This is a genomic window from Nitrobacter hamburgensis X14 (genome assembly GCF_000013885.1).
GTDB classification, from domain to species: domain Bacteria; phylum Pseudomonadota; class Alphaproteobacteria; order Rhizobiales; family Xanthobacteraceae; genus Nitrobacter; species Nitrobacter hamburgensis.
Map to the genome: position 1 here is coordinate 3,870,188 of NC_007964.1, position 20,620 is coordinate 3,890,807.

At 64.8% G+C, this 20,620-nt stretch carries 22 protein-coding genes and 1 other RNA gene; 7 read left to right on the top strand and 16 right to left on the bottom strand.

Annotated elements, in window-relative coordinates:
• Positions 1 to 98: 98 nt before the first annotated feature.
• From NHAM_RS18045 to NHAM_RS18115, 16 genes are all read right to left on the bottom strand, one after another.
• Positions 99 to 596 carry a DUF2852 domain-containing protein gene (locus tag NHAM_RS18045; RefSeq protein WP_011511887.1) on the bottom strand — a complete coding sequence of 166 codons (498 nt, stop codon included), beginning with the start codon at positions 594 to 596 and terminating at the stop codon, positions 99 to 101.
• A 267-nt stretch (positions 597 to 863) separates the two neighbouring features.
• Positions 864 to 1,574: a TetR/AcrR family transcriptional regulator gene (locus tag NHAM_RS18050; RefSeq protein WP_011511888.1), complete on the bottom strand. Its 711-nt coding sequence runs from the start codon at positions 1,572 to 1,574 to the stop codon at positions 864 to 866.
• 147 nt (positions 1,575 to 1,721) lie between these two features.
• The gene (locus NHAM_RS18055) at positions 1,722 to 2,141 is read right to left on the bottom strand and encodes a YciI family protein (RefSeq protein ID WP_011511889.1); all 420 of its coding nucleotides are present in this window, start codon (positions 2,139 to 2,141) and stop codon (positions 1,722 to 1,724) included.
• A 229-nt stretch (positions 2,142 to 2,370) separates the two neighbouring features.
• Positions 2,371 to 2,844 carry a VOC family protein gene (locus NHAM_RS18060; protein ID WP_011511890.1) on the bottom strand — a complete coding sequence of 158 codons (474 nt, stop codon included), beginning with the start codon at positions 2,842 to 2,844 and terminating at the stop codon, positions 2,371 to 2,373.
• A 230-nt stretch (positions 2,845 to 3,074) separates the two neighbouring features.
• Complete coding sequence (gene ybgC, locus NHAM_RS18065; RefSeq protein WP_011511891.1) at positions 3,075 to 3,536, bottom strand: tol-pal system-associated acyl-CoA thioesterase; 462 nt, start codon at positions 3,534 to 3,536, stop codon at positions 3,075 to 3,077.
• A complete protein-coding gene (gene ruvB, locus NHAM_RS18070; RefSeq protein WP_011511892.1) occupies positions 3,533 to 4,576 on the bottom strand; it encodes a Holliday junction branch migration DNA helicase RuvB in 1,044 nt (347 codons plus the stop codon). Before ruvB ends, ybgC begins: the two co-directional genes overlap by 4 nt.
• A complete protein-coding gene (ruvA, locus tag NHAM_RS18075; protein WP_041359236.1) occupies positions 4,573 to 5,190 on the bottom strand; it encodes a Holliday junction branch migration protein RuvA in 618 nt (205 codons plus the stop codon). Before ruvA ends, ruvB begins: the two co-directional genes overlap by 4 nt.
• Positions 5,190 to 5,702: a crossover junction endodeoxyribonuclease RuvC gene (gene ruvC, locus NHAM_RS18080; RefSeq protein ID WP_041358339.1), complete on the bottom strand. Its 513-nt coding sequence runs from the start codon at positions 5,700 to 5,702 to the stop codon at positions 5,190 to 5,192. The genes ruvA and ruvC overlap by 1 nt, the downstream gene beginning before the upstream one ends.
• Positions 5,703 to 5,811: 109 nt before the next feature.
• Positions 5,812 to 7,179 (bottom strand): magnesium transporter, encoded by a 1,368-nt coding sequence (gene mgtE, locus NHAM_RS18085; protein WP_041358341.1) that lies wholly within the window; start codon positions 7,177 to 7,179, stop codon positions 5,812 to 5,814.
• 283 nt (positions 7,180 to 7,462) lie between these two features.
• Positions 7,463 to 8,209: a YebC/PmpR family DNA-binding transcriptional regulator gene (locus NHAM_RS18090; RefSeq protein ID WP_011511896.1), complete on the bottom strand. Its 747-nt coding sequence runs from the start codon at positions 8,207 to 8,209 to the stop codon at positions 7,463 to 7,465.
• Between the two features lie 147 nt (positions 8,210 to 8,356).
• Positions 8,357 to 8,890 (bottom strand): DUF488 domain-containing protein, encoded by a 534-nt coding sequence (locus NHAM_RS18095; RefSeq protein WP_011511897.1) that lies wholly within the window; start codon positions 8,888 to 8,890, stop codon positions 8,357 to 8,359.
• Positions 8,891 to 8,893: 3 nt separating this feature from the next.
• A complete protein-coding gene (locus NHAM_RS18100; RefSeq protein ID WP_011511898.1) occupies positions 8,894 to 9,715 on the bottom strand; it encodes a TIGR00282 family metallophosphoesterase in 822 nt (273 codons plus the stop codon).
• Positions 9,716 to 9,717: 2 nt separating this feature from the next.
• Positions 9,718 to 10,305 (bottom strand): 5-formyltetrahydrofolate cyclo-ligase, encoded by a 588-nt coding sequence (locus tag NHAM_RS18105; protein WP_011511899.1) that lies wholly within the window; start codon positions 10,303 to 10,305, stop codon positions 9,718 to 9,720.
• 223 nt (positions 10,306 to 10,528) lie between these two features.
• Positions 10,529 to 10,689: non-coding RNA, 6S RNA (gene ssrS / locus NHAM_RS25225), on the bottom strand.
• 209 nt (positions 10,690 to 10,898) lie between these two features.
• Complete coding sequence (locus NHAM_RS18110; RefSeq protein WP_011511900.1) at positions 10,899 to 11,282, bottom strand: cell division protein ZapA; 384 nt, start codon at positions 11,280 to 11,282, stop codon at positions 10,899 to 10,901.
• A complete protein-coding gene (locus NHAM_RS18115) occupies positions 11,279 to 11,611 on the bottom strand; it encodes a DUF4164 domain-containing protein (RefSeq protein WP_011511901.1) in 333 nt (110 codons plus the stop codon). Before NHAM_RS18115 ends, NHAM_RS18110 begins: the two co-directional genes overlap by 4 nt.
• A 281-nt stretch (positions 11,612 to 11,892) precedes the next feature.
• Here NHAM_RS18115 and tkt point away from each other — a divergent pair, with 281 nt between their 5' ends.
• The 7 genes from tkt (at position 11,893) to NHAM_RS18150 (ending at position 20,498) form a co-directional block, all read left to right on the top strand.
• A complete protein-coding gene (tkt, locus tag NHAM_RS18120) occupies positions 11,893 to 13,884 on the top strand; it encodes a transketolase (protein WP_041359237.1) in 1,992 nt (663 codons plus the stop codon).
• A 147-nt stretch (positions 13,885 to 14,031) separates the two neighbouring features.
• Positions 14,032 to 15,039 carry a type I glyceraldehyde-3-phosphate dehydrogenase gene (gene gap / locus NHAM_RS18125; RefSeq protein WP_011511903.1) on the top strand — a complete coding sequence of 336 codons (1,008 nt, stop codon included), beginning with the start codon at positions 14,032 to 14,034 and terminating at the stop codon, positions 15,037 to 15,039.
• A gap of 141 nt (positions 15,040 to 15,180) precedes the next feature.
• Entirely contained in the window at positions 15,181 to 16,377 is a 1,197-nt protein-coding gene (locus NHAM_RS18130; protein WP_011511904.1) for a phosphoglycerate kinase, read from the top strand.
• 111 nt (positions 16,378 to 16,488) lie between these two features.
• On the top strand, positions 16,489 to 17,520 hold the full coding sequence (locus tag NHAM_RS18135) for a class I fructose-bisphosphate aldolase (RefSeq protein WP_011511905.1): 1,032 nt from the start codon (positions 16,489 to 16,491) through the stop codon (positions 17,518 to 17,520).
• Positions 17,521 to 17,869: 349 nt separating this feature from the next.
• Positions 17,870 to 18,571, top strand: a complete 702-nt coding sequence (locus NHAM_RS18140; RefSeq protein ID WP_011511906.1) for a thiamine phosphate synthase — start codon at positions 17,870 to 17,872, stop codon at positions 18,569 to 18,571.
• A complete protein-coding gene (locus tag NHAM_RS18145) occupies positions 18,568 to 19,641 on the top strand; it encodes a tetratricopeptide repeat protein (protein ID WP_011511907.1) in 1,074 nt (357 codons plus the stop codon). Before NHAM_RS18140 ends, NHAM_RS18145 begins: the two co-directional genes overlap by 4 nt.
• A gap of 65 nt (positions 19,642 to 19,706) precedes the next feature.
• A complete protein-coding gene (locus NHAM_RS18150; protein ID WP_011511908.1) occupies positions 19,707 to 20,498 on the top strand; it encodes an inositol monophosphatase family protein in 792 nt (263 codons plus the stop codon).
• Positions 20,499 to 20,620 lie beyond the last annotated feature (122 nt).

Genomic DNA, 20,620 nt, shown 5'->3' on the forward strand with positions numbered 1-20,620 from the left:
CGAACGCAAGAACGCCCGCCTGTTGTGCAGGCGGGCGGTCATGTCGGCGGCGCTAGCTCTTATGGTGGCATCAAAGCCGGCGAGATCGGCGTCCTTGATTACTGACCTTGCGGCTGATCGTTCGGCGGCGTCGGGCGTGGGCGGTGCTGCGCCATGAACGCGTCGAACTCTTCCTTGTCCTTGGCGTGACGCAGGCGATCCAGGAAGTCCTTGAACTCGGTCTGCTCTTCCTCAAGCCGCCGCAGCGTCTCCATGCGATACTCATCAAAAGCGCGGTTGCCGCTGGAGGGCGTGCCAAAGCCGCGGAAGCCAAAGCCCCGGCGCTCCATGTGATCGCGCATCCGCTCCATCTTATACTGCATCCGCTGCATCTTGTTTTCGAAACGATCGTTGCTCCAGCAACCCATTTTTCTGCTCCCGAGTGTGAAGAAGAGAAGTGCGAGGCCGATCGGCCACCACAACATGAAACCCAGTACGATCAGGACGATCCGGAGCGGATGCCAGGGCGCACCCATGAAGCGGGGATACCGGTCGCAGCCCTGCCCCGGCACGTTGTTGGGGCCGTTCCAGCGATCGTAGTCAGCGGTGTTGGCCATGGGCGTCCTCCATGAACGGCATCGCGCCGTGTGAATGTAAATAACATTTACATAGCTAGACCGTTGCGGATTTTTGTCAAGCGCGAGTTTGCGCGAAAAACGCCGCCGCGGTCGCGGCCCGGTTCCCGATATTACGGCTGATAACATTCGGCCCGGCTGACGACGGCACCTTGAAAACGGAAAAACACGATCCGCCAGAAACCCTTGGCCGCCTGCCCGCGCGAACCTATGATCTGGTCACCGCGCGTACGCACCCGAGCCGATCGGTCAGGTCGCGGATTTGTGACCCCACGGACCCGGCGGCGGCTGGGCCGGGGCGCCAGTCTCCGGCGGCCTGCGCTCGGTTGGAAAGCCGAGCCCGCGCAGATAAATCAGCACGCCGGCTTCGAGCAGATCTTCCGCGGACATCGGCAGCTTGCGACGCGCCGCATCGCCGCGGCCGAACAGGGAGGCGATGCCGTGCGACATCGACCAGATATGCAGCGCCATCATCAGCGCCGGCGGTCGCGCGACGCCGGGAGGCGTTAGCGCGGCAAGCCGTTCCGCCGCAGCGCGAATGATGCCGAAGGCGCGCTCGCTCGCGGCCGACAGCATCGGATTGACGCCGATCGGCACCCCGGATTCGAACATCGCCGAGTAATATGCGGGCTGATTGCGGGCGAAGGCGAGATAGGCCCGGCCGACGCGCTCGAACGCGCTGACGGTATCGGGGCGACCGTCATCCCAGGCTTTTGTCAGCACCGCCTCGAACTGCTCGAAGCCGCGCTGCGCGATGCTGGATAACAATTCATCGCGGTCGCGGAAATGCCGGTACGGCGCCGCCGGGCTGACGCCGGCCGACCGCGCGGCATCGGCGAAGGTGAAACCCGCAGCGCCTTTCTCGGCGATCAGGCCGAGCGCCGCCTGCAGCAACGCCTCCTTCAGATTGCCGTGATGGTAGCCGCGCTCGGGGCGGCCATGATCCTTGCGCCAGCTCATGTGAAGGGTTTTTACATGAGCCCCGGCGAAACGCCACTCGTTTCCGCAGCTTCCGGCCCGGCGAAATCCGGCACAAATCAGCCCCGCGAAGCGTTGCGGCGAACCCGAGGCAGCCCCCCGGCGGCCAAAACAGCGGCCGCTTCGCCGTTAACCCTTGGCGGATTTGCCCTGCATCGCCTCGAATCCGGCGGCGGCTTCCTGCACGTCGGCAGGGAAGTCCGCCATTTCCTGCACCTGCCGTATCTCGATGATCTCGTTGCTTGAGGCCGGGCAGCGCGTCGCCCAGGCGATCGCCTCGTCGCGCGAAGCGACGTCGATCATCCAGTAGCCGCCGAGCACGTCCTTGGCCTCGGTGAACGGACCGTCGGTCACGAGCGGCTTGCCCTCGGCGAATGAAACACGCGCACCCATCGACGGCGGGTGCAGGCCGTCGAGCGTGATCAGCACGCCGGCGTCCTTGAGGTCCTGATTGTATCTCATCATCGCCGCGACCGCCTTGGCATCCGGCATGGTGCCGGGCGCCGCGGTCTCGTAGCCCTTCGGGATCATCAGCATCATGAATCGCATGATCGTTTGTCCTTTGCTCAATACCGAAAAACTTGCTGTCATCCTCCGATGCGCAATTGCGCATGTGAAAACGTGCAAGGCGAGCGCGGCGCCAACCGGCTGTCATGCCCGCACAGGCGGGCATCCAGTATTCCGCTCGCTCGATATCAACATGGTGCGGCCGGGTTTACTGAATCGTCCGGTCAGGCCGGACGATGACGGACGGGACTCTGATTTTTCCGCGCGAGCGCTAACCATGCACGGCCGCCTCGAGATCAGCGATGACGATCTTTTTCATCTTCAACATTGCCTTCATGGCGCGGCCCGCCTTGGCGCGATCCGGGTCCTGCAACAGACGCGGCATCATATCGGGCACCACCTGCCATGACACGCCAAACCTGTCCTTGAGCCAGCCGCACTTAAGCGGGCCGCCGCCACCGGCGGTGAGCTTGTTCCAGTAGTTATCCACCTCGTCCTGCGACTTGCAGTCGACGCTGAACGAGATCGCTTCGCTGAACTGAAAATGCGGGCCGCCGTTCAACGCCAGGAAGCGATTGCCGTCGAGTTCGAACTCGACGGTCAGCACCGTTCCGGCCGGCTGCGAGCCGCCTTCGCCGTAATAGGTCGTTTCGACGATCTTCGAGTTCTTGAACACCGAAACGTAGAACTTCGCGGCTTCCTCGGCCTGCGTGTCGAACCAAAGGAATGGAGTGATTTTGGGCATGACGTGCTCCAGTTATTGCGTGCACCAGTTGATCCGAGGCAACCCGCCAGCAAACGACGGGTTCCGACAGGGTATGACCCGAGGACGAACGGCCCGGCTGCGATCCGACATCACATGAAGGATTTTCCGGCAGGTATTTTTCCGGCGCCATCAGGACCGGCCGGCCATCCGCGCGCTCCGCGCTTGGTCCGGACATGACAACGCAATATTCAGAACGTGATCGCCGGTGATCAGATTTGATCCGCCTTCATTGCCATCCGCAACGGCTTCGGAATCGGCTTCGCGCGCCCCTCCGAAACAAACGCCACCTTCACTTTGGCATCCAGCAGCAGCACCTCGCCGCGCCGCACCTCCTGATGCAAGGTGATCGAGGCGCCGCGGACATCCAGCGGCCGCGTCACGATGTCGAGCACGTCGTCCATCCGCGCGGATTTCAGAAACTCAAGCTGCATCGAGCGCACCACGAAGGCAAAACCCGGCGCCTCGCTTTCGGCCTCCGCGAACAGCGCGCGCTGGTCGGCGCCGAGCAGCCGCAGATAATTGCTGCGCCCGCGCTCCATGAAGCGCAGATAGTTGGCGTGATAGACGAGGCCCGTAAAATCCGTGTCTTCGTAATAGACGCGGATCTGCATGTGATGCCTGCCGTCGCGGATCGCGCCGTCGAGATGGGTTGCCGGCGCGGGCGAATTCATTCGTCCTCTCCGCCGAACAGGCCGAACTGCGAGGGATCGCGCGAGGGCTCAGTCAGGCCGAGATGGCGAAACGCGTGCGAGGTGAGTAGCCGGCCGCGCGGGGTGCGCTGCAGGTAGCCGCACTGGATCAGGAACGGCTCGATGATGTCCTCGATGGCATCGCGCGGCTCCGACAGCGCCGCCGCCATGGTCTCGACGCCGACCGGCCCGCCGCCGTAGTTCAGCGCGATGGTGGTGAGGTAGCGGCGGTCCATCGCATCGAGACCGGCCGCGTCGACTTCCAGTGCGCCCAGCGCATGATCGGCGATCTTACGGTTGATCGACGCCGCATCGGCGGCGGAGGCGAAGTCGCGCACCCGCCGCAGCAGCCGCCCCGCGATCCGCGGCGTGCCGCGGGCGCGGCGGGCGATCTCGTTGGCGCCGTCCGCCGTCATGCCGACATCGAGAACACGGGCGCCGCGGCTGACGATCTTCTCCAACTCATCGACGGTGTAGAAATTCAGCCGCACCGGAATGCCGAAGCGGTCGCGCAGCGGATTGGTGAGAAGGCCTGCGCGCGTCGTCGCGCCGACCAGCGTGAACTTCGAAAGCTCGATCTTGACCGAGCGCGCCGCCGGTCCCTCGCCGATGATGAGATCGAGCTGGAAATCCTCCATCGCCGGATAGAGCACCTCCTCCACCGCCGGCGAGAGGCGGTGAATCTCGTCGATGAACAACACATCGCGTTCCTCTAAGTTGGTCAGAAGTGCTGCGAGATCGCCGGCCTTGGCGATCACGGGACCGGAGGTTGCGCGAAAGCCGACGCCGAGTTCACGCGCCACGATCTGCGCCAGCGTGGTCTTGCCGAGGCCGGGGGGACCGACGAACAGCACGTGATCGAGCGCCTCTTTGCGCTTGCGCGCGGCATCGATGAAGATCTGCAGGTTGGCGCGGGCCTGAGCCTGGCCGACGAACTCGGCCAGCCTTTGCGGCCGCAGCACGGTGTCGCCGACGTCGTCGGATCGGCGCTCTGGCGTGACCATGCGGGGGACGTCGGTCACTTCGCCAGTTCCTTCAAGCCCAGCCGGATCAGTTGCGCGGTCTCCGCATCGTCGCCGGCGCTGCGCGAGGCAACCGCGATCGCAGCAGTCGCCTGCGGCTGACCGTAGCCGAGATTGACCAGAGCGGAGATCGCATCCCGCACCGGACGCGGCGCGCGGGCGTCATCGATGGCGCCTGCAAGATGCACAACGGCGGGATCGACGTTGGCGAAGGCCGGCGCCTTGTCCTTCAATTCGGTGACGATGCGTTCGGCCACTTTCGGGCCGACGCCCGGCGTGCGCGCCACCGACGCCTTGTCGCGCAAGGCAATAGCGTTGGCGAGATCGGCCGGCGACAGCGTGCCGAGCACCGCAAGCGCCACCCGCGCACCGACGCCCTGCACCGTCTGCAGCAGACGGAACCACTCGCGCTCGTGGTCGGTGCGGAAGCCGTACAGCTTGATCTGGTCCTCGCGCACATAGGTCTCGATCGACAGCACCGCCGCCGCGCCCGGCGACGGTAGCGCCTGCAGCGTGCGCGAGGCGCAATGCACCTGATAACCGACGCCGCCGACATCGAGGATCACGTAATCCTCGCCGTAAGAGTCGATGATGCCTTTCAGTTTGCCGATCATCATCCAGCCACCTTCATCCGCAGCGCCGCAGCGCCCCGGTGATGCGCGTGGGTGATGGCGATGGCGAGCGCATCGGCGGCGTCGGCGCTCTTCGGATCGGCTTTCGGCAGCAGGATTTTCAGCATCGCCTGGATCTGGGTCTTGTCGGCGTGACCCGCGCCGACCACGGTTTTTTTCACCTGATTGGGCGCGTATTCCGCCACCACGATGCCGAACATCGCCGGCGCCAGCATCGCGACGCCGCGCGCCTGCCCGAGCTTCAGCGTCGCCACGCCGTCCTTGTTGACGAAGGTCTGCTCGATCGCCGCCTCCGCCGGGCGGAACTCGTCGAGTACCCGGCCGAGTCCTTCATGGATCGCCAGCAGCCGGCTCGCCAGCGCCATTTGCTCGCGCGTTTCCACCGAGCCGCAGCCGACGAACATCAGCCGGTTGCCCTCGATGTCGAGCACGCCCCAGCCGGTGCGGCGCAGGCCGGGGTCGATGCCCAGAATACGAATCGGTGAGGAGGTCATAGCCCATGTTAGCGCAACCGCCACGCTGCGTCCGCCCCGGACAGACAGTCGCAAAGCCATTGGAAAGAACCGTCATGGCCGGATTTATTCCGGCCATGACGTTCGCAATTTACAACAGCGTCCCGCGCAAAATCAGCAGCGCGACGCTGAAATAGATCATCAGGCCGGTGACATCGACCAGCGTGGCGACGAACGGCGCCGAGGCGCTGGCAGGGTCGAAGCCGGCGCGTTGCAGGATGAACGGGAGCATCGATCCCGCCACCGAGCCGAAGGTCACGACGCCGATCAGCGCGGCCGCGACAGTCAGCCCGACCAGAATCCAGTGCTCGCCATAGTCGTAGATGCCGAGCTTCTGCCAGGCCACCACGCGGACGATGCCAATCACGCCCAGCATGGCGCCGAGGATCAGGCCCGTCGGCAGTTCGCGGAAGGCGACGCGCCACCAGTCGCCGAGTTTCACCTCGCGCAGCGCCAGCGCACGGATCAGCAGCGAGGTCGCCTGCGACCCGGAATTGCCGCCGGAACTCATGATCAGCGGGATGAACAGCGTCAGCACGATGGCCTTTTCCAGTTCGCCCTCGAAGTGCTGCATGGCGCTGGCGGTCAGCATCTCGCCGAGAAACAGCACCGCGAGCCAGCCGCCACGCTTGCGGATCATCGCCGCGAGCCCGACCTGCAGATAAGGCTCGTCGGTCGCTTGCATACCGCCGAACTTCTGCACGTCCTCGGTATTTTCCTCGATGATGGCGTCGATGATGTCGTCGACCGTGACGATGCCGAGCACATGCCCGGCCTTATCGATCACAGGCACCGCCAGCATGTCGTGCCGCGAGATCAGCCGCGCCACCTCCTCGCGGTCCGTCAGCGGCGAGGTGGTGATCGGCGAGCGCGCCAGATCGGCGATCCTGACCAATGGCTCGCCGGCGATCAGCCGCCGCAGCGACACCGCGCCGACCAGCCGGCGGGTGAAGGCATCCAGGACATAGATGGCATAGACCGTCTCGCGGGTGCGCTCGACCTGGCGGATGTGCTGCAAGGTGCGCTCCACGGTCCAGGTCGCGGGCACGCTGACGAACTCGGTCGTCATCATCGCGCCCGCCGTGTTTTCCGGGTAGGCGAGCAGGCCCTCGATGGTCGTGCGCGTCGCCGCGTCGAGCCCCTGCATCAGCTCGGTGCGGGCCGGCTCCTCGAGCCGCTGCACGATGTCGGCGGCCATGTCGGCCGACATGCCGGCCAGCATGAGCGTCGCGGTCTGCCGCGGCAGCGCCTCAACGATCTCGGGGCCGAAATTCAGCTCGGGCTTGTCGAGGATCTCGACCGAAATATCGACCGGCAGCAGCACCAGCACCGCGGCCGCGTCCCGCGGCGCGAGCTGGTTGAGGATTTCGACGTTGTCGGCGACATGCCCATCGCTCAGGCGCGAGGCCAGCGCGAACACATCGAGGTCTCCGTCCGTGGCGGTGTAGGTATCCATCATAGCTCACCTTCGGGGTCTGCCGGCAACGGCAGCCCTCGTGAGCTCATCAAGCTCAGACCGGCGCCGCTGTCGGCAAGGTACCTGGCCAGGTACCTGGACTGTCGCTTGGCATAATGTGGTGGTTTCCAGTGATGGGTGCGCGACCGAGGCCGCAGCATCCCGCTGTGGCTGACATGATCCTTCAGCCGGACGGCGTCAAGAAAAAATCGCTAGTTCGTCATTGCGAGCCAACAGGTCGGCGCGAAGCGCCGCCCGATGACGGGGGTGGCCATGACCGCGAGCCTCACCCGCCCAGCTTGGCCATCAGTGCGTCGGAGACTTCGAAATTGGCATAGACGTTCTGGACGTCGTCGTGTTCGTTGAGGAGGTCGATCAGCTTGAGCAGCTTCTCACCGGTGTTGTCATCGACAGCGACCGTGTTTTGCGGCTTCCAGATCAAGGCGACCTTGCGCGCCTCGCCGAACTTGCCTTCGAGCGCCCTGGCGACGTCGCGGAAGGTCTCCTGCGAGGCATAGATTTCGTGGCCGCCCTCGCCCGACACCACGTCGTCGGCGCCGGCCTCAACGGCGGCTTCCAGCATGTCGTCGGCCGAGGCCTTGTCCGCGTCGTATTCGACGACGCCGAGCCGGTCGAACATGAACGATACCGAGCCGGTTTCGCCGAGATTGCCGCCGGACTTGGTGAAATACGAGCGGATGTCGGAGGCGGCGCGGTTGCGATTGTCGGTCAGCACTTCCATGATGATGGCGACGCCGCCGGGGCCGTAGCCTTCGTAACGCAGCTCGTCATAGCTCTCGGCGTCGTGGCCGCTGGCCTTCTTGATGGCGCGCTCGATGTTGTCCTTGGGCATGTTTTCCGCCCGCGCCGCGATCATGGCGGCACGCAGCCGCGCATTCATCGCCGGATCGGGCGTCCCTAACTTGGCGGCCACCGTGATTTCGCGCGCCAGCTTGCTGAACAGCTTCGACTTCTGGGCATCCTGCCTGCCCTTGCGGTGCATGATGTTCTTGAACTGGGAATGTCCGGCCATCGGCAGGTCTCTCTAAATTCTGGGCGAGCCCGGCGGCTGCGCACCGGGGCGTCTCGGCAAAAGGCAGAAGCGGCGCGGCGTTATAATCCGGGATACGGGCCGAATCAAAGACTTGCTCCGACCATCCGGCCAAAATCGCGATTGCCGTCATATCGCGGGGTATGTGAGAATTCCGCCAGCCGCGGGTCTTGCACCCTCGGTCATCCGCGCGGGTTCGACGTGACCATGGCCCATGATATGGAATACCGCATCGCCCGCAAGGATCAGATAGTCCGCGATGATCCGCCGGTGGCATCGCCACCACACCGCTTCCGCGCACATCACGGTGCAGGTCGTCTGGCCGCCCAATTCCCTCAGCCGGGCCAGGCCGGCACGAAAATCCGCGCTCATGGCGTAGTCGGCGTAGTTGTGGAAGCTCCGGTTCTGCCAGAAGGCGTTGGTGGCGTCCGGCGTCTCGCGCTTGTGCCCGCGCAGGCCGCCGAGCGTCGCGATATGTTCATAGCCGATATGAAAATCAGCGAGCGTGCCGGGCAGTTCATCCCGGTTGTACTGCGGATTGGTCCGCGAGCGCGGGACGGTACGCACATCCACCACGAGCCGGACCTCGGCGGCTTGCAGCAGACCGACAAACTCCTCGATCGTGCGGGTCGAATGGCCGATGGTAAAAAACGGATACGCCATCCATCAGGTCCAGAACGACGGTGCCGCCGGTTCGAGCCGGCCGCCGAGCCGCACCGGAGCGATCTTCAGGGCGAGTCCCGTCGCATCGTCGGTCTCGACCGCGACGCCGCTTAAGGTGGCGACGCCGGTGGCCGGCTCGAACCGACCGCTTGGAATGCCCGTGGTGAAGCGGTGCAGCGGCTCCCCCTTCTGCATTCCGATCACGGAATCATAGTCGCCGGTCATGCCGGCATCGCTCATATAGGCGGTGCCGCCGGAAAGGATACGGTGATCCGCCGTCGGCACATGGGTGTGGGTCCCGACCACGAGGCTGGCGCGGCCGTCGCAGAAGAAGCCCATGCTTTGCTTCTCGCTGGTCGCCTCGCCGTGGAAATCCACGATGATCGCGTCCGCCGTCTCGCGCAGCGGGCAGGCATCTAACTCGCGCTCGATGGCGCGGAAGGGATCGTTGAACGGCTCCATGAAGATGCGCGCCATGGCGTTGATGACGAGCGCGCGGCGGCCATCTTTGGTGTCGATCAGCGCGGCGCCTCGCCCCGGCGTATGACGCGGGAAATTCAGCGGACGAATGAGCCGCGGCGCGCGCTCGATGAACACCAGCGCCTCTTTCTGATTCCAGGCGTGATTGCCGAGCGTGACAGCGTCGGCGCCGGCGTCGAGAAATTCCTGATAGATCGCCTCGGTGATGCCGAAGCCGCCAGCGGCATTCTCGCCGTTGACGACGACGAGATCGAGTTTCCATTCCCTGATGAGCGCCGGCAGATGATCGCCGACCGCGGTGCGCCCGGTCTTGCCGACGACGTCGCCGATGAAGAGAATACGCAACCTCATAAACTCCCGAAGCCGAACAGATCGGTTTCGGTTACCACATAATTCAGCCGGACGTCGTGGGGCAACGCCGGCACCTGCGCAATTTCCTGCGCCGCGAAAGCGAGACCGATGGCGGTGACGGTCTTCTGCCGGCGCAGGCTCGCAAGCGTGCGGTCGTAATAGCCGGCGCCATAGCCGATCCGGTGGCCGGAGCGGTCGAACGCCACGAGCGGCACCAGCACGATATCCGGGACCACCTCGAGCGCGGTGGCGGGCGGCTCGGAAATCCCGAAGGCGCCGGGCACCAGCGCGTCGTCCGGCTTCCACGAGCGGAACGCCAGCGCGGCGTTGCGGGCTGAAATCGCCGGCATCGCAAGCGCCGCGCCGGCCGCGGCAAACCTCTGCATCAGTTGCACGGGATCGATCTCGCTGCGGATCGGGGCGTAGCCGGCGACGACCGTTGACGGCGTGATATCGAGCGGCGGCATCCGCGCCGCGATCGCGCGCGCCGCGCCGGCGCGCTGGCGCGCACTCAGGGCATCGCGCCGCGCCAACGCGGCAGCGCGCAATTCGTTTTTCGATGGAGCGTCCGAGGAAATCGGCATGCGGAATGTCTATAGCGTTTTCGAGCGAAGTGGGCACCGGTTCGCGTGAAGAAAACGCGTCAAAACAAAATCACAGAGCTTCTGATTTCACCAGTAGCGGAATGGCCCTGGTCTATCATCATCATTCGCGAAAAAGGATGATTCAGTACGCTCCAAAATCACGACATGAATACTGGATGCCCGCTTTCGCGGGCATGACGGCCGAACGGAAGGAAGGATAAAGTGCGAAGCCGCAATCGCCGTTGGAGCGCTCGATCCCGGAGTTCCCTACGAAAGTAGGTGGGCACCATATGACCGGATCCACGGACCCGGCCAGGGACAGTTCCCTGAAGGATCGATAAGGCCCCGGGGATGTGTGGCTCCTGACGCGCGTCGCAGCCTCGCAAGGCTTAATGTAAGCGCGATGGCGGCGAAGCGCCAGCGCCAACCGGTTATTCTCACAATCCGCGTCATACGCGGGCATAGGCGCGAGGCGCCGTTTCCCGCGCCTGTGACCCGCGTATCCATCCAACCCTTCGAAAAGACGGATTGCCGAGTCATAGGCGAGCGAAGCGACGCCGTTCTTCGAACGGCTATGCCCGGCCATGACGATCTCACCCCATGGCAATGCCGCCGCCGACGGTGCGGTTCAAGGTCTGCGTCGTCTTCTCGATCCGCTGTGCCGCCATGTTCAGCGCGGCGGCCACGGCCGTTTGCGTGGCGCGCGCGTGCTCGCCGGCCGCAGCGCGCACGTCGCCCAATGCGTTAAGTTCGTCCTCGAGTGCGCGGATGCGCTGGTGCGCATCCATCAACTCGTCGGAGGCCGTCAGCGCCGCCATCACCTCAAGCCGCTGATCGCCGATCTCGCCGAACTTGCCGCGCAACTCGCCGATCCGGCTTTCCAGGTCGCCCGCAAGTTTCAGCAGTCGGTCTTCCTGGCCGTCCTCGCAGGCCATGCGGTATTGGCGGCCGTTGATGGTGACGTTGACGTAACTCATGGCTTCTCCCCCGCCGCGTCGAGCAAGGACTTGATGGTTTCGATCGCCGCATCGAGTTTTTGGGCGATTTCGCGATTGGCGCGTTCGAGCTTGCGCGTACGCACCAGCGCGCCGTCGAGTTCGTCCGCAAGCCGCGAACGGTCCGCGCCCAGCGCCTGAATGCGGCTCGCCAGCTCGTCTTCGTCGCGGTCCGCCTCGCGCCGCCGTTCCACCGCTCGTTCCAGCGCATCGAGCGCGGCCGTCAGCCGCCGGGTCGCCGCGTCGATCTCGACCGCGCCACTATTGGCCGGCTCGGAATTGGCGGAACGGTTGGCGGGTCGGTCGTTCATGGTCGTCCTGCGCGCCTTTCAGCCGGCCGGCGGCCAGACTACAAAGCTACACCTCGGCAAGCCTTTACGGACCGAAATTTACGTGACGGGCGAGGCCAGCGCAACGCCGACGCGAGGCTATGCACCGCAAAACATTCTCTCTGTGAGGAGGGCCTCCCCGCACTTGGACTCCGCCGACGCAGGTGCTATGCCCCCGCCACGCCAGTCATTCTCCTCTTGGACCCCATTGGATTCCCATGCAAACCGTCAGCCCTCCTCCCCATCTGGACCGGATATCCAACATGCCGACCGTCGATTCCTCCCATATGGCGAATGCAGTCCGCGCGCTCGCGATGGACGCTGTAGAAAAAGCAAAATCGGGCCATCCCGGCCTGCCGATGGGCATGGCCGACGTCGCCACCGTGCTGTTCACCAAGTTCCTAAAGTACGATGCCGCCGATCCGCATTGGCCGGACCGCGACCGCTTCATCCTCTCCGCCGGCCACGGCTCGATGCTGCTCTACGCACTCTTGTACCTGACCGGCCACAAGGAGATGACGCTCGATCAGATCAAGAATTTCCGCCAGCTCAACTCCAAGACTCCGGGCCATCCCGAGAACTTCGTCACCGAAGGCGTCGAGACCACCACCGGCCCGCTCGGCCAGGGCGTCGCCACCTCGGTCGGCTTCGCACTGGCGGAGCGCCTGCTGGCCGCCCAGTTCGGCAGCGACGTGGTCGACCACTACACCTATGTGCTGTGCTCCGACGGCGACCTGATGGAGGGCATCAGCCACGAGGCCATCGCGCTGGCCGGCCATCTCAAGCTCACCAAGCTGATTTTCCTTTACGACGACAACGGCATCACCATCGACGGTCCGATCTCGCTGGCCGACGACGTCGATCAGGTAGCCCGCTTCAAGGCGTGCGGCTGGGACGCAAGGAGGATCGACGGTCACGATCCCAAGGCGATCGCGGCCGCGATCCGTCGGGCGCAAAAATCCGACAAGCCGTCGCTGATCGCCTGCAAAACCATTATCGGCTTCGGCGCCCCCACCAGGGCCGGCACCTCCAAGGCGCACGGCGAAGCGCTCGGCGCGGAAGAACTCGCAGGCGCGAAGAAAGCGCTCGGCTGGAACTACGGCCCGTTTGAAATTCCCGACGACGTCCTCAAGACCTGGCGCAGCGCCGGACGCAAGGGCAAGCGCCACAACAAGGAGTGGCGCGCGCGGTTCGCGGCGAAGTCCGAGGCGGAGCGCGGCGAATTCACGCGCCGCGCCATCGATCGCAAGCCGCCGCAAAACCTCGACGAGGTGATCCGCAAGCTCAAGGACAAGCTGGTGGCCGAGCCGCCGACGATCGCCACCCGCAAGGCCAGCGAACTGGCGCTCGAGGTGCTGGCGCCGGCGGTGCCGGAATTGCTGCTCGGCTCCGCCGACCTCACACCCTCCAACAACACCCGCCCCAAGGGTCTGAAGGAAGTGCAGCCCGGTCACGACGACGGCCGCTACATCCACTACGGCATCCGCGAACTCGGCATGTCCGCGGCCATGAACGGCCTTGCGCTGCATGGCGGATTCGCGCCGGCCGGCGGCACCTTCATGTGCTTCACCGACTACGCCCGCCCGGCGATGCGCGTTTCGGCGCTGGCGCATATCCCTGTGATCTACATCATGACCCACGACTCGATCGGACTCGGCGAGGATGGTCCCACCCACCAGCCGGTGGAGCATCTGGCAAGCTTGCGCGCGATGCCGAACATGCGCGTGTTCCGCCCCGCCGATGCGGTCGAGACCGCCGAGTGCTGGCAGCTTGCTCTGGAGCGGCCGAAGGGACCGACGGTTCTGGCGTTGTCGCGGCAGAACCTGACGCCGGTGCGCAAGACCGCGGATCCGGACAACCGCTGCGCGCACGGCGCCTACGAGCTGGTCGCGGCCAACGGCGAGGCGAAAGTGTCGATCTTCGCGTCGGGATCGGAAATCGAGATCGCGGTCGCGGCGCAACAACAGCTCGCCGGACGCGGCATTGCGTCGCGGGTGGTCTCGGTACCCTCGCTCGAACTGTTGCTGGAGCAGCCCGAGGAACGGCGGCAGGCCATCATCGGCAAGGCACCGGTCAAGATTGCCGTGGAAGCGGCAGTGCGCTTCGGCTGGGACGCCGTGATCGGGTCCGACGGCCTCTTCGTCGGCATGCACAGTTTCGGTCACAGCGCTCCCGCCAAGGATTTGTACAAATTCTTCGGCATCACCGCCGAGGCCGTGGTCGATGCAGCGGAGACGCGCCTTCGTCGAGGTTGAGATTGCCTCAAAATCAAAAAGGCGCTAGCTAAACGGAATTACCAACGGTCACTGCTCGGCAGAACCGGGCGACAAGGCGTCGACGCTGCGCGCTGAAACTTGCGGTTGCGCGGCAAGAACGCCTCCTATTTGAAGGAGAATGAAGACATGGCTGTCCGGGTCGCAATCAACGGGTTTGGCCGTATCGGCCGCAATGTTTTGCGCGCCATCTACGAGGCCAAGCGCGACGAAATCGAGATCGTCGCCATCAACGATCTCGGCCCGGTGGAAACCAACGCGCATCTGCTGCGCTTCGACTCGGTGCACGGCCGCTTCCCGTTTGAGGTGAAGGTCGATGGCGACTGCATCGTGATCGGCAAGAACAAGATCAGGGTGACCGCCGAACGCGATCCCTCGAAGCTGCCGTGGAAGGAACTCGGCGTCGATATCGCGATGGAGTGCACCGGCATCTTCACCGCCAGGGACAAGGCCTCGGCGCACCTGACCGCCGGCGCCAAGCGCGTGCTGGTGTCGGCTCCGGCCGATGGCGCCGACATGACCGTGGTCTACGGCGTCAACCACGACAAGCTGACCAAGGACCATCTGGTCGTCTCGAACGGCTCCTGCACCACCAACTGCCTCGCTCCGGTGGCGAAGGTCATCAACGATCTGGTCGGCATCGAGACCGGCTTCATGACCACGATCCACGCCTACACCGGCGACCAGCCGACGCTCGACACCATGCACAAGGATCTCTACCGCGGTCGTGCTGCAAATCTCTCGATGGTCCCGACCTCGACCGGAGCCGCCAAGGCGATCGGCCTGGTGTTGCCGGAACTGAAGGGCAAGCTCGACGGCGTCGCGATCCGCGTGCCGACGCCGAACGTCTCGGTGATCGATCTCAAGATCGTCGCCAAGCGCAAGACCGAAGCCAAAGAAATCAACGAAGCGATGAAGCGCGCGGCGGCGCAGGAGCTCAAGGGCATCCTCGCCACCACCGACGCGCCGAACGTCTCGATCGATTTCAACCACGACCCGCATTCCTCGACGTTCCACATCGACCAGACCAAGGTGCAGAACGACACACTGGTGCGCGTGATGTCGTGGTACGACAACGAATGGGGCTTCTCCAACCGCATGGCCGACACCGCCGTGGCGATGGCGAAGCTGATCTGAGACGACGACACGTCCCGGGCGCATCGCGGCGCAAGTGCCGCGATGCGCCCGGGACCGTTCAATACCGCAACTTTTCCTGCGTAGCGGTCCCCGGCTTTGCGGTGCACCGTTCACGCCGCACCGCGTCCGGGATACCCAGCCATGACAAACTCCTTCCGCACACTCGACGACGTCGACGTCAAGGGCAAGCGCGTCCTGCTGCGCGTCGATCTCAATGTCCCCATGGAGCAGGGCCGCGTCACCGACACCACGCGGCTGGAGCGCGTGGCGCCGACCATCACGGAAATCGCCGGCAAAGGCGGCAAGGCGATCCTGCTGGCGCATTTCGGGCGGCCCAAGGGCCGCGACGCCAAGGACTCGCTGAGACCGGTCGCGACAGAACTTGCGAAGGTGCTCGGCAGGCCGGTCGCGTTCGCCGACGATTGCATCGGCGACGCTGCCGAAAAGGCTGTCGCGGCAATGAAGGATGGCGACATCCTCTGCCTTGAGAACACCCGCTTTCATAAAGAGGAAGAGAAAAACGATCCGGCGTTCGTCGCCGAACTCGCCAAGCTCGGCGACATCTGGGTCAACGACGCCTTCTCCGCCGCGCATCGCGCGCACGCCTCGACCGAAGGGCTCGGCCACAAGCTGCCGGGCTATGCCGGACGCACCATGCAGGCCGAACTCGAGGCGCTCAACAAAGCGCTCGAGGCGCCGACGAAGCCCGTCATCGCCATCATCGGCGGCGCGAAAGTCTCGACCAAGATCGACCTTCTGGAAAATCTCGTCAGCAAGGTCGACGCGCTGGTGATCGGCGGCGGCATGGCCAACACCTTCCTGCACGCGCAGGGCGTCAACGTCGGCAAGTCGCTGGCGGAAAAAGACCTCGCCGCGACCGCGCTGCGTATCCTCGACAAGGCCAAGGCCGCCAATTGCACCATCATCCTGCCGGTCGACGCCACCGTGGCGTTCCATTTCGCCGCCAACGCGCCCTCCCACGCCTACGGGCTCGATGCGATCCCAGCCGAGGGCATGATCCTTGACGTCGGGCCGCAGTCGGTGGAGCGCGTTCGTTCGGCAATCGACGATGCCGCGACGCTGGTCTGGAACGGCCCGCTCGGCGCGTTCGAGCTGTCGCCGTTCGATCGCGGCACCGTCGTCGCCGCCAAACACGCGGCGGAGCGCACCAAGACCGGGAAGCTGGTGTCGGTCGCCGGCGGCGGCGATACGGTCGCGGCGCTGAACCAGGCCGGGGTGGCTGGCGATTTCAGCTACGTCTCGACCGCCGGCGGCGCCTTCCTGGAATGGATGGAGGGCAAGCCGCTGCCCGGCGTCGAGGTGCTGCGGGCTAAATGACGCTGCTCCTCGCGTCGAAATGAGTTGCGGCGCCAGAAAACCGCAATTCTCATGCCTGCATAATTCTTGAATCCGACATCCTCGGAGGAGAGCACGCAGGAGGAGACGCTCATGAATCTCGCTGACCTCAACACAGTGGCGCAAGCCATGGTCGTGCCCGGCAAGGGCATTCTCGCCGCCGACGAATCCTCCGGAACCATCGCAAAACGGTTTGACGTGATCGGTGTGACCTCCACCGAGGAAAGCCGCCGCGACTACCGCGAGATGCTATTTCGCGCCAGCGACGCCATGACGAAATACATCTCCGGCGTCATTCTCTACGACGAGACCATCTGGCAGAACGCCAGGGACGGCACCCCGCTGGTCAAGCTGATCGAGCAAGCGGGCGCCATTCCCGGCATCAAGGTCGACGAGGGCACACAACCGCTGCCCGGATGCCCCGGCGAACTCGTGACCGTCGGACTGGACAAGCTCGCCGAGCGCCTGAAGAAATACTACGCTCAGGGCGCACGCTTCGCGAAATGGCGCGCGGTGATCGACATCAACGCGGCCGGCGGCATCCCGAGCATGACGGCGATCGGCGTCAACGCCCATGCGCTGGGGCGCTATGCTGCGCTGTGCCAGGCCGCCCAGATCGTGCCGATCGTCGAGCCGGAAGTGCTGATGGACGGCGATCACGACATCGAGCGCTGCTTTGATGTCACGTCGCGCGTGCTCAACGTGACGTTCCAGGAGTTGCGGAAGCAACGCGTCGCGCTGGAAGGCATGATCCTGAAACCGAACATGGCGATCGCGGGCAAGAAGAGCACGAAGAAGGCCTCGGTGGAGGAAGTGGCGGAAAAGACCGTGCGTATGCTGAAAGCCTGCGTGCCGGCCGCCGTCCCCGGCATCGCCTTCCTGTCCGGCGGACAGTCCGACGAAGAGGCCACCGCCCATCTCGACGCCATGAACCGGATCGGCAACCTGCCGTGGAAGCTCACTTTCTCCTATGGCCGCGCGCTGCAGTCGGCGCCGCAGAAAGCGTGGTCCGGCAAGGCCGAAAACGTCGTCGCCGGGCAACGGGCTCTCACCCACCGCGCGCAGATGAATTCGCTCGCCACCAAGGGTGAGTGGAAAGCCGATCTTGAAAAGAAGGCTGCGTGAGGGATTGTTACCCGAACGCCCGTTTATGATCTGTCATTGCCGGGCTTGAACCGGCAATCCAACGTTTTGAAGCGGGATGCGCGGATCACAGGCGCGGGAGCCGCGCTCTAGCTTTTTGTTTTGACGCGTTTTCTTGACGTGAACCGGTACCCACTTCGCTCGAAAACGCTAGAGTCTGATTCAACCGGGTTGAATCAGACCCTGGCCTTATCCTTTTGATTGAGCATGATCTTATCCGAAAACCAGTTTCCACGTTCGGGATCATGCTCTAAGCCCGCGCATGACATCCACGACAGTGTTCCGGCATTGATCCCTCACTTTCGCCGGTTTGACCGCCCAAGGCCTTCCGATGCTCGCGAAACCCGTTTCTCCCCGCCCGGCGCCGCGTCTCTATCTCGCGACACCGAGCGTCGATGACCCGTCGCAACTGGCGGCCCGGCTTCCCGCGCTGCTGGCTGCCGCCGACGTCGCCGCCGTCATGGTGCGGCTTTCGGCTGCCGATCCGCGCACGCTGATTTCGCGCATCAAGGCGCTGGCGCCAGCGATCCAGGGTGACGGCGCCGCGCTTTTGCTCGACGGCCACGCCGATCTGGTGGCGCGCTCCGGCGCCGACGGCGCGCATCTCACCGGTATCGAGGCGATGCAGGAGGCGATGCCATCGTTGAAGCCCGATCGCATCGCCGGCGTCGGCGGGCTGTCCACGCGCCACGATTCCATGATCGCGGGCGAGGCCGGCGCGGATTACGTGCTGTTCGGCGAGCCGGATGAGGCCGGCGAACGGCCGTCCGCCGACGCGATCGCGGAGCGGCTGGCATGGTGGGCCGAATTGTTCGAACCGCCCTGCGTCGGCTATGCCACGAGCATCGATGAGGCGCGGACCTTCGCGGCATCCGGCGCGGATTTCATCCTTGCGGGCGATTTCATCTGGAACGATCCGCGCGGCGCGGCGGCGGCGGCGATGGATACCATTGACGCGATCAGGCAGGGTCACGGATCGCAAGGCGACCGGGCGATGCCCGCAACGAAGCCGGACAGAGGTGACGCCGGATGACAGTCCTGCGTCGTGTCGCCCGTCCTGTTGCCATTATCGCGGGCGTTCTCATGCTCGGGGAAAGCGCGCTGGCGCAGCTCCAGTTGACGCCGCAGGCCGCCGACGCGCCCAAGGCAAGCAAGAGCGTCAGGACAAAAACCATCAAGCCCCCGCCGCCACCGAAAGAAGCCGCGCCGACTTTGAAACCGTCGCACGCACCGGACACCAAGGCGGACGCTCCGGCGACTGACAAGGCGAACGCGGATATGGTCTACGGCGCCTATCAGCGCGGCCTGTACAAGACCGCGTTCGATCTCGCGATGAAGCAGGCGCAGGAGAACAAGGACGTCGCCGCCATGACCATGCTTGGCGAGCTCTATGCCAACTCGCTAGGCATCAAGCGCGACTACGGCAAGGCGATCGAGTGGTATCAGCGCGCGGCCGATCTCGGCGATCGCGAGGCGATGTTCGCACTCGCCATGCTCCGCATCAGCGGGCGCGGCGGCCCGCCCGACCGGGCGGCTGCGGTGAAATTGCTGGCCTCCTCCGCCAAGCTCGGCGAGCCCAAGGCCGCCTATAATCTCGCGCTGCTCTACATGGACGGACAGACGCTGCCGCAGGATTTCAAACGCGCCGCCGAATTGCTGCGGTTCGCCGCCGATGCCGGCAGCCCGGAGGCGCAATATGCGCTGGCGACGTTCTACAAGGAGGGCACCGGCGTCGAACAAAATCTCTACAAGTCGGTGCGGCTGCTGCAGGCGGCCTCGCTCGCCGGCAACGTCGATGCCGAAGTCGAGTATGCGATCGCGCTGTTCAACGGCGCCGGCACCGAGAAGAACGAGACCGCCGCGGTGTCGCTGCTGCGCAAGGCCGCCAGGCAAAACAGTGCGATCGCCCAGAATCGTCTCGCGCACGTCCTCGTCACCGGCATGGGCGCGCCGGTGGACAAGGTCGAAGGCCTGAAATGGCACATCGTGGCAAAAACCGCCGGCAAGGGCGATCTGATGCTCGACGAGGCGATGGCGCAGGCCACGCCCGAAGAACGCGCCAAGGCCGAGAGCGCCGCCCGCAAATGGCTCGGAATCAAATGAACCGCCCTTGACGGAAGCGTTGCCGCAGGGCACCCAGTCCTCACCATCCATCCCGAGCCGAAATCATGCTGCAATCCGCCCTCATGAACGTCATGGTCAAGGCCGCGCGCCGCGCAGGCCGCAGCCTGAAACGCGATCTCGGCGAGATTGAGAATCTTCAGGTGTCGCTGAAGGGACCGGCGAACTTCGTCAGTCTCGCCGACAAGCGCGCCGAGGAGATGCTGTACGACGACCTCAACAAGGCGCGCCCCGACTACGGTTTCCACGGCGAGGAAGGCGGCAACCGCGAGGGCACGGACAAGAGCCACATCTGGATCGTCGATCCTCTCGACGGCACCACCAACTTCCTGCACGGCATTCCGCACTTCGGAATCTCGATCGGCCTGCAACGCGACGGCGTGCTGATCGCAGGCCTGGTCTACAATCCCGCCAACGACGAACTCTACACCGCCGAGCGCGGCAAGGGGGCCTTTCTCAACGATCAGCGGCTGCGCGTGGCCGGGCGGCGCCAGATGAACGACTGCGTTATCGCCTGCGGGCTGCCGCACATCGGGCGCGGCGACCACGAGCTGTCGCGACGGGAGATGGCGGCCCTTCAGCCCAAGGTCGCCGGCCTGCGCCGCTTCGGCGCGGCATCGCTCGACCTCGCCTTCGTTGCGGCGGGACGCCTCGATGGCTACTGGGAACGCAACCTGCAACCGTGGGATATCGCGGGCGGACAGATCATCGTGCGCGAGGCCGGGGGCATTATCAGCGGCATCCAGGGCGACGACGATCCGCTCACGACCGGCCATGTGGTCTGCGGCAACGAGTTCGTCCACGCCGAACTGGTGAAAATCATCAAGCCGCTGGGATAGTAGACCAAGCGAGGGCAGGTCGAACCGACGTCATTGCGAGGTCGAGACAAATTTGGCGTTGGCCAAATTTGCTCTTGGCGAAGCCGACGAAGCAATCCAGCTCCTTCCTTGCAGCTTCTGGA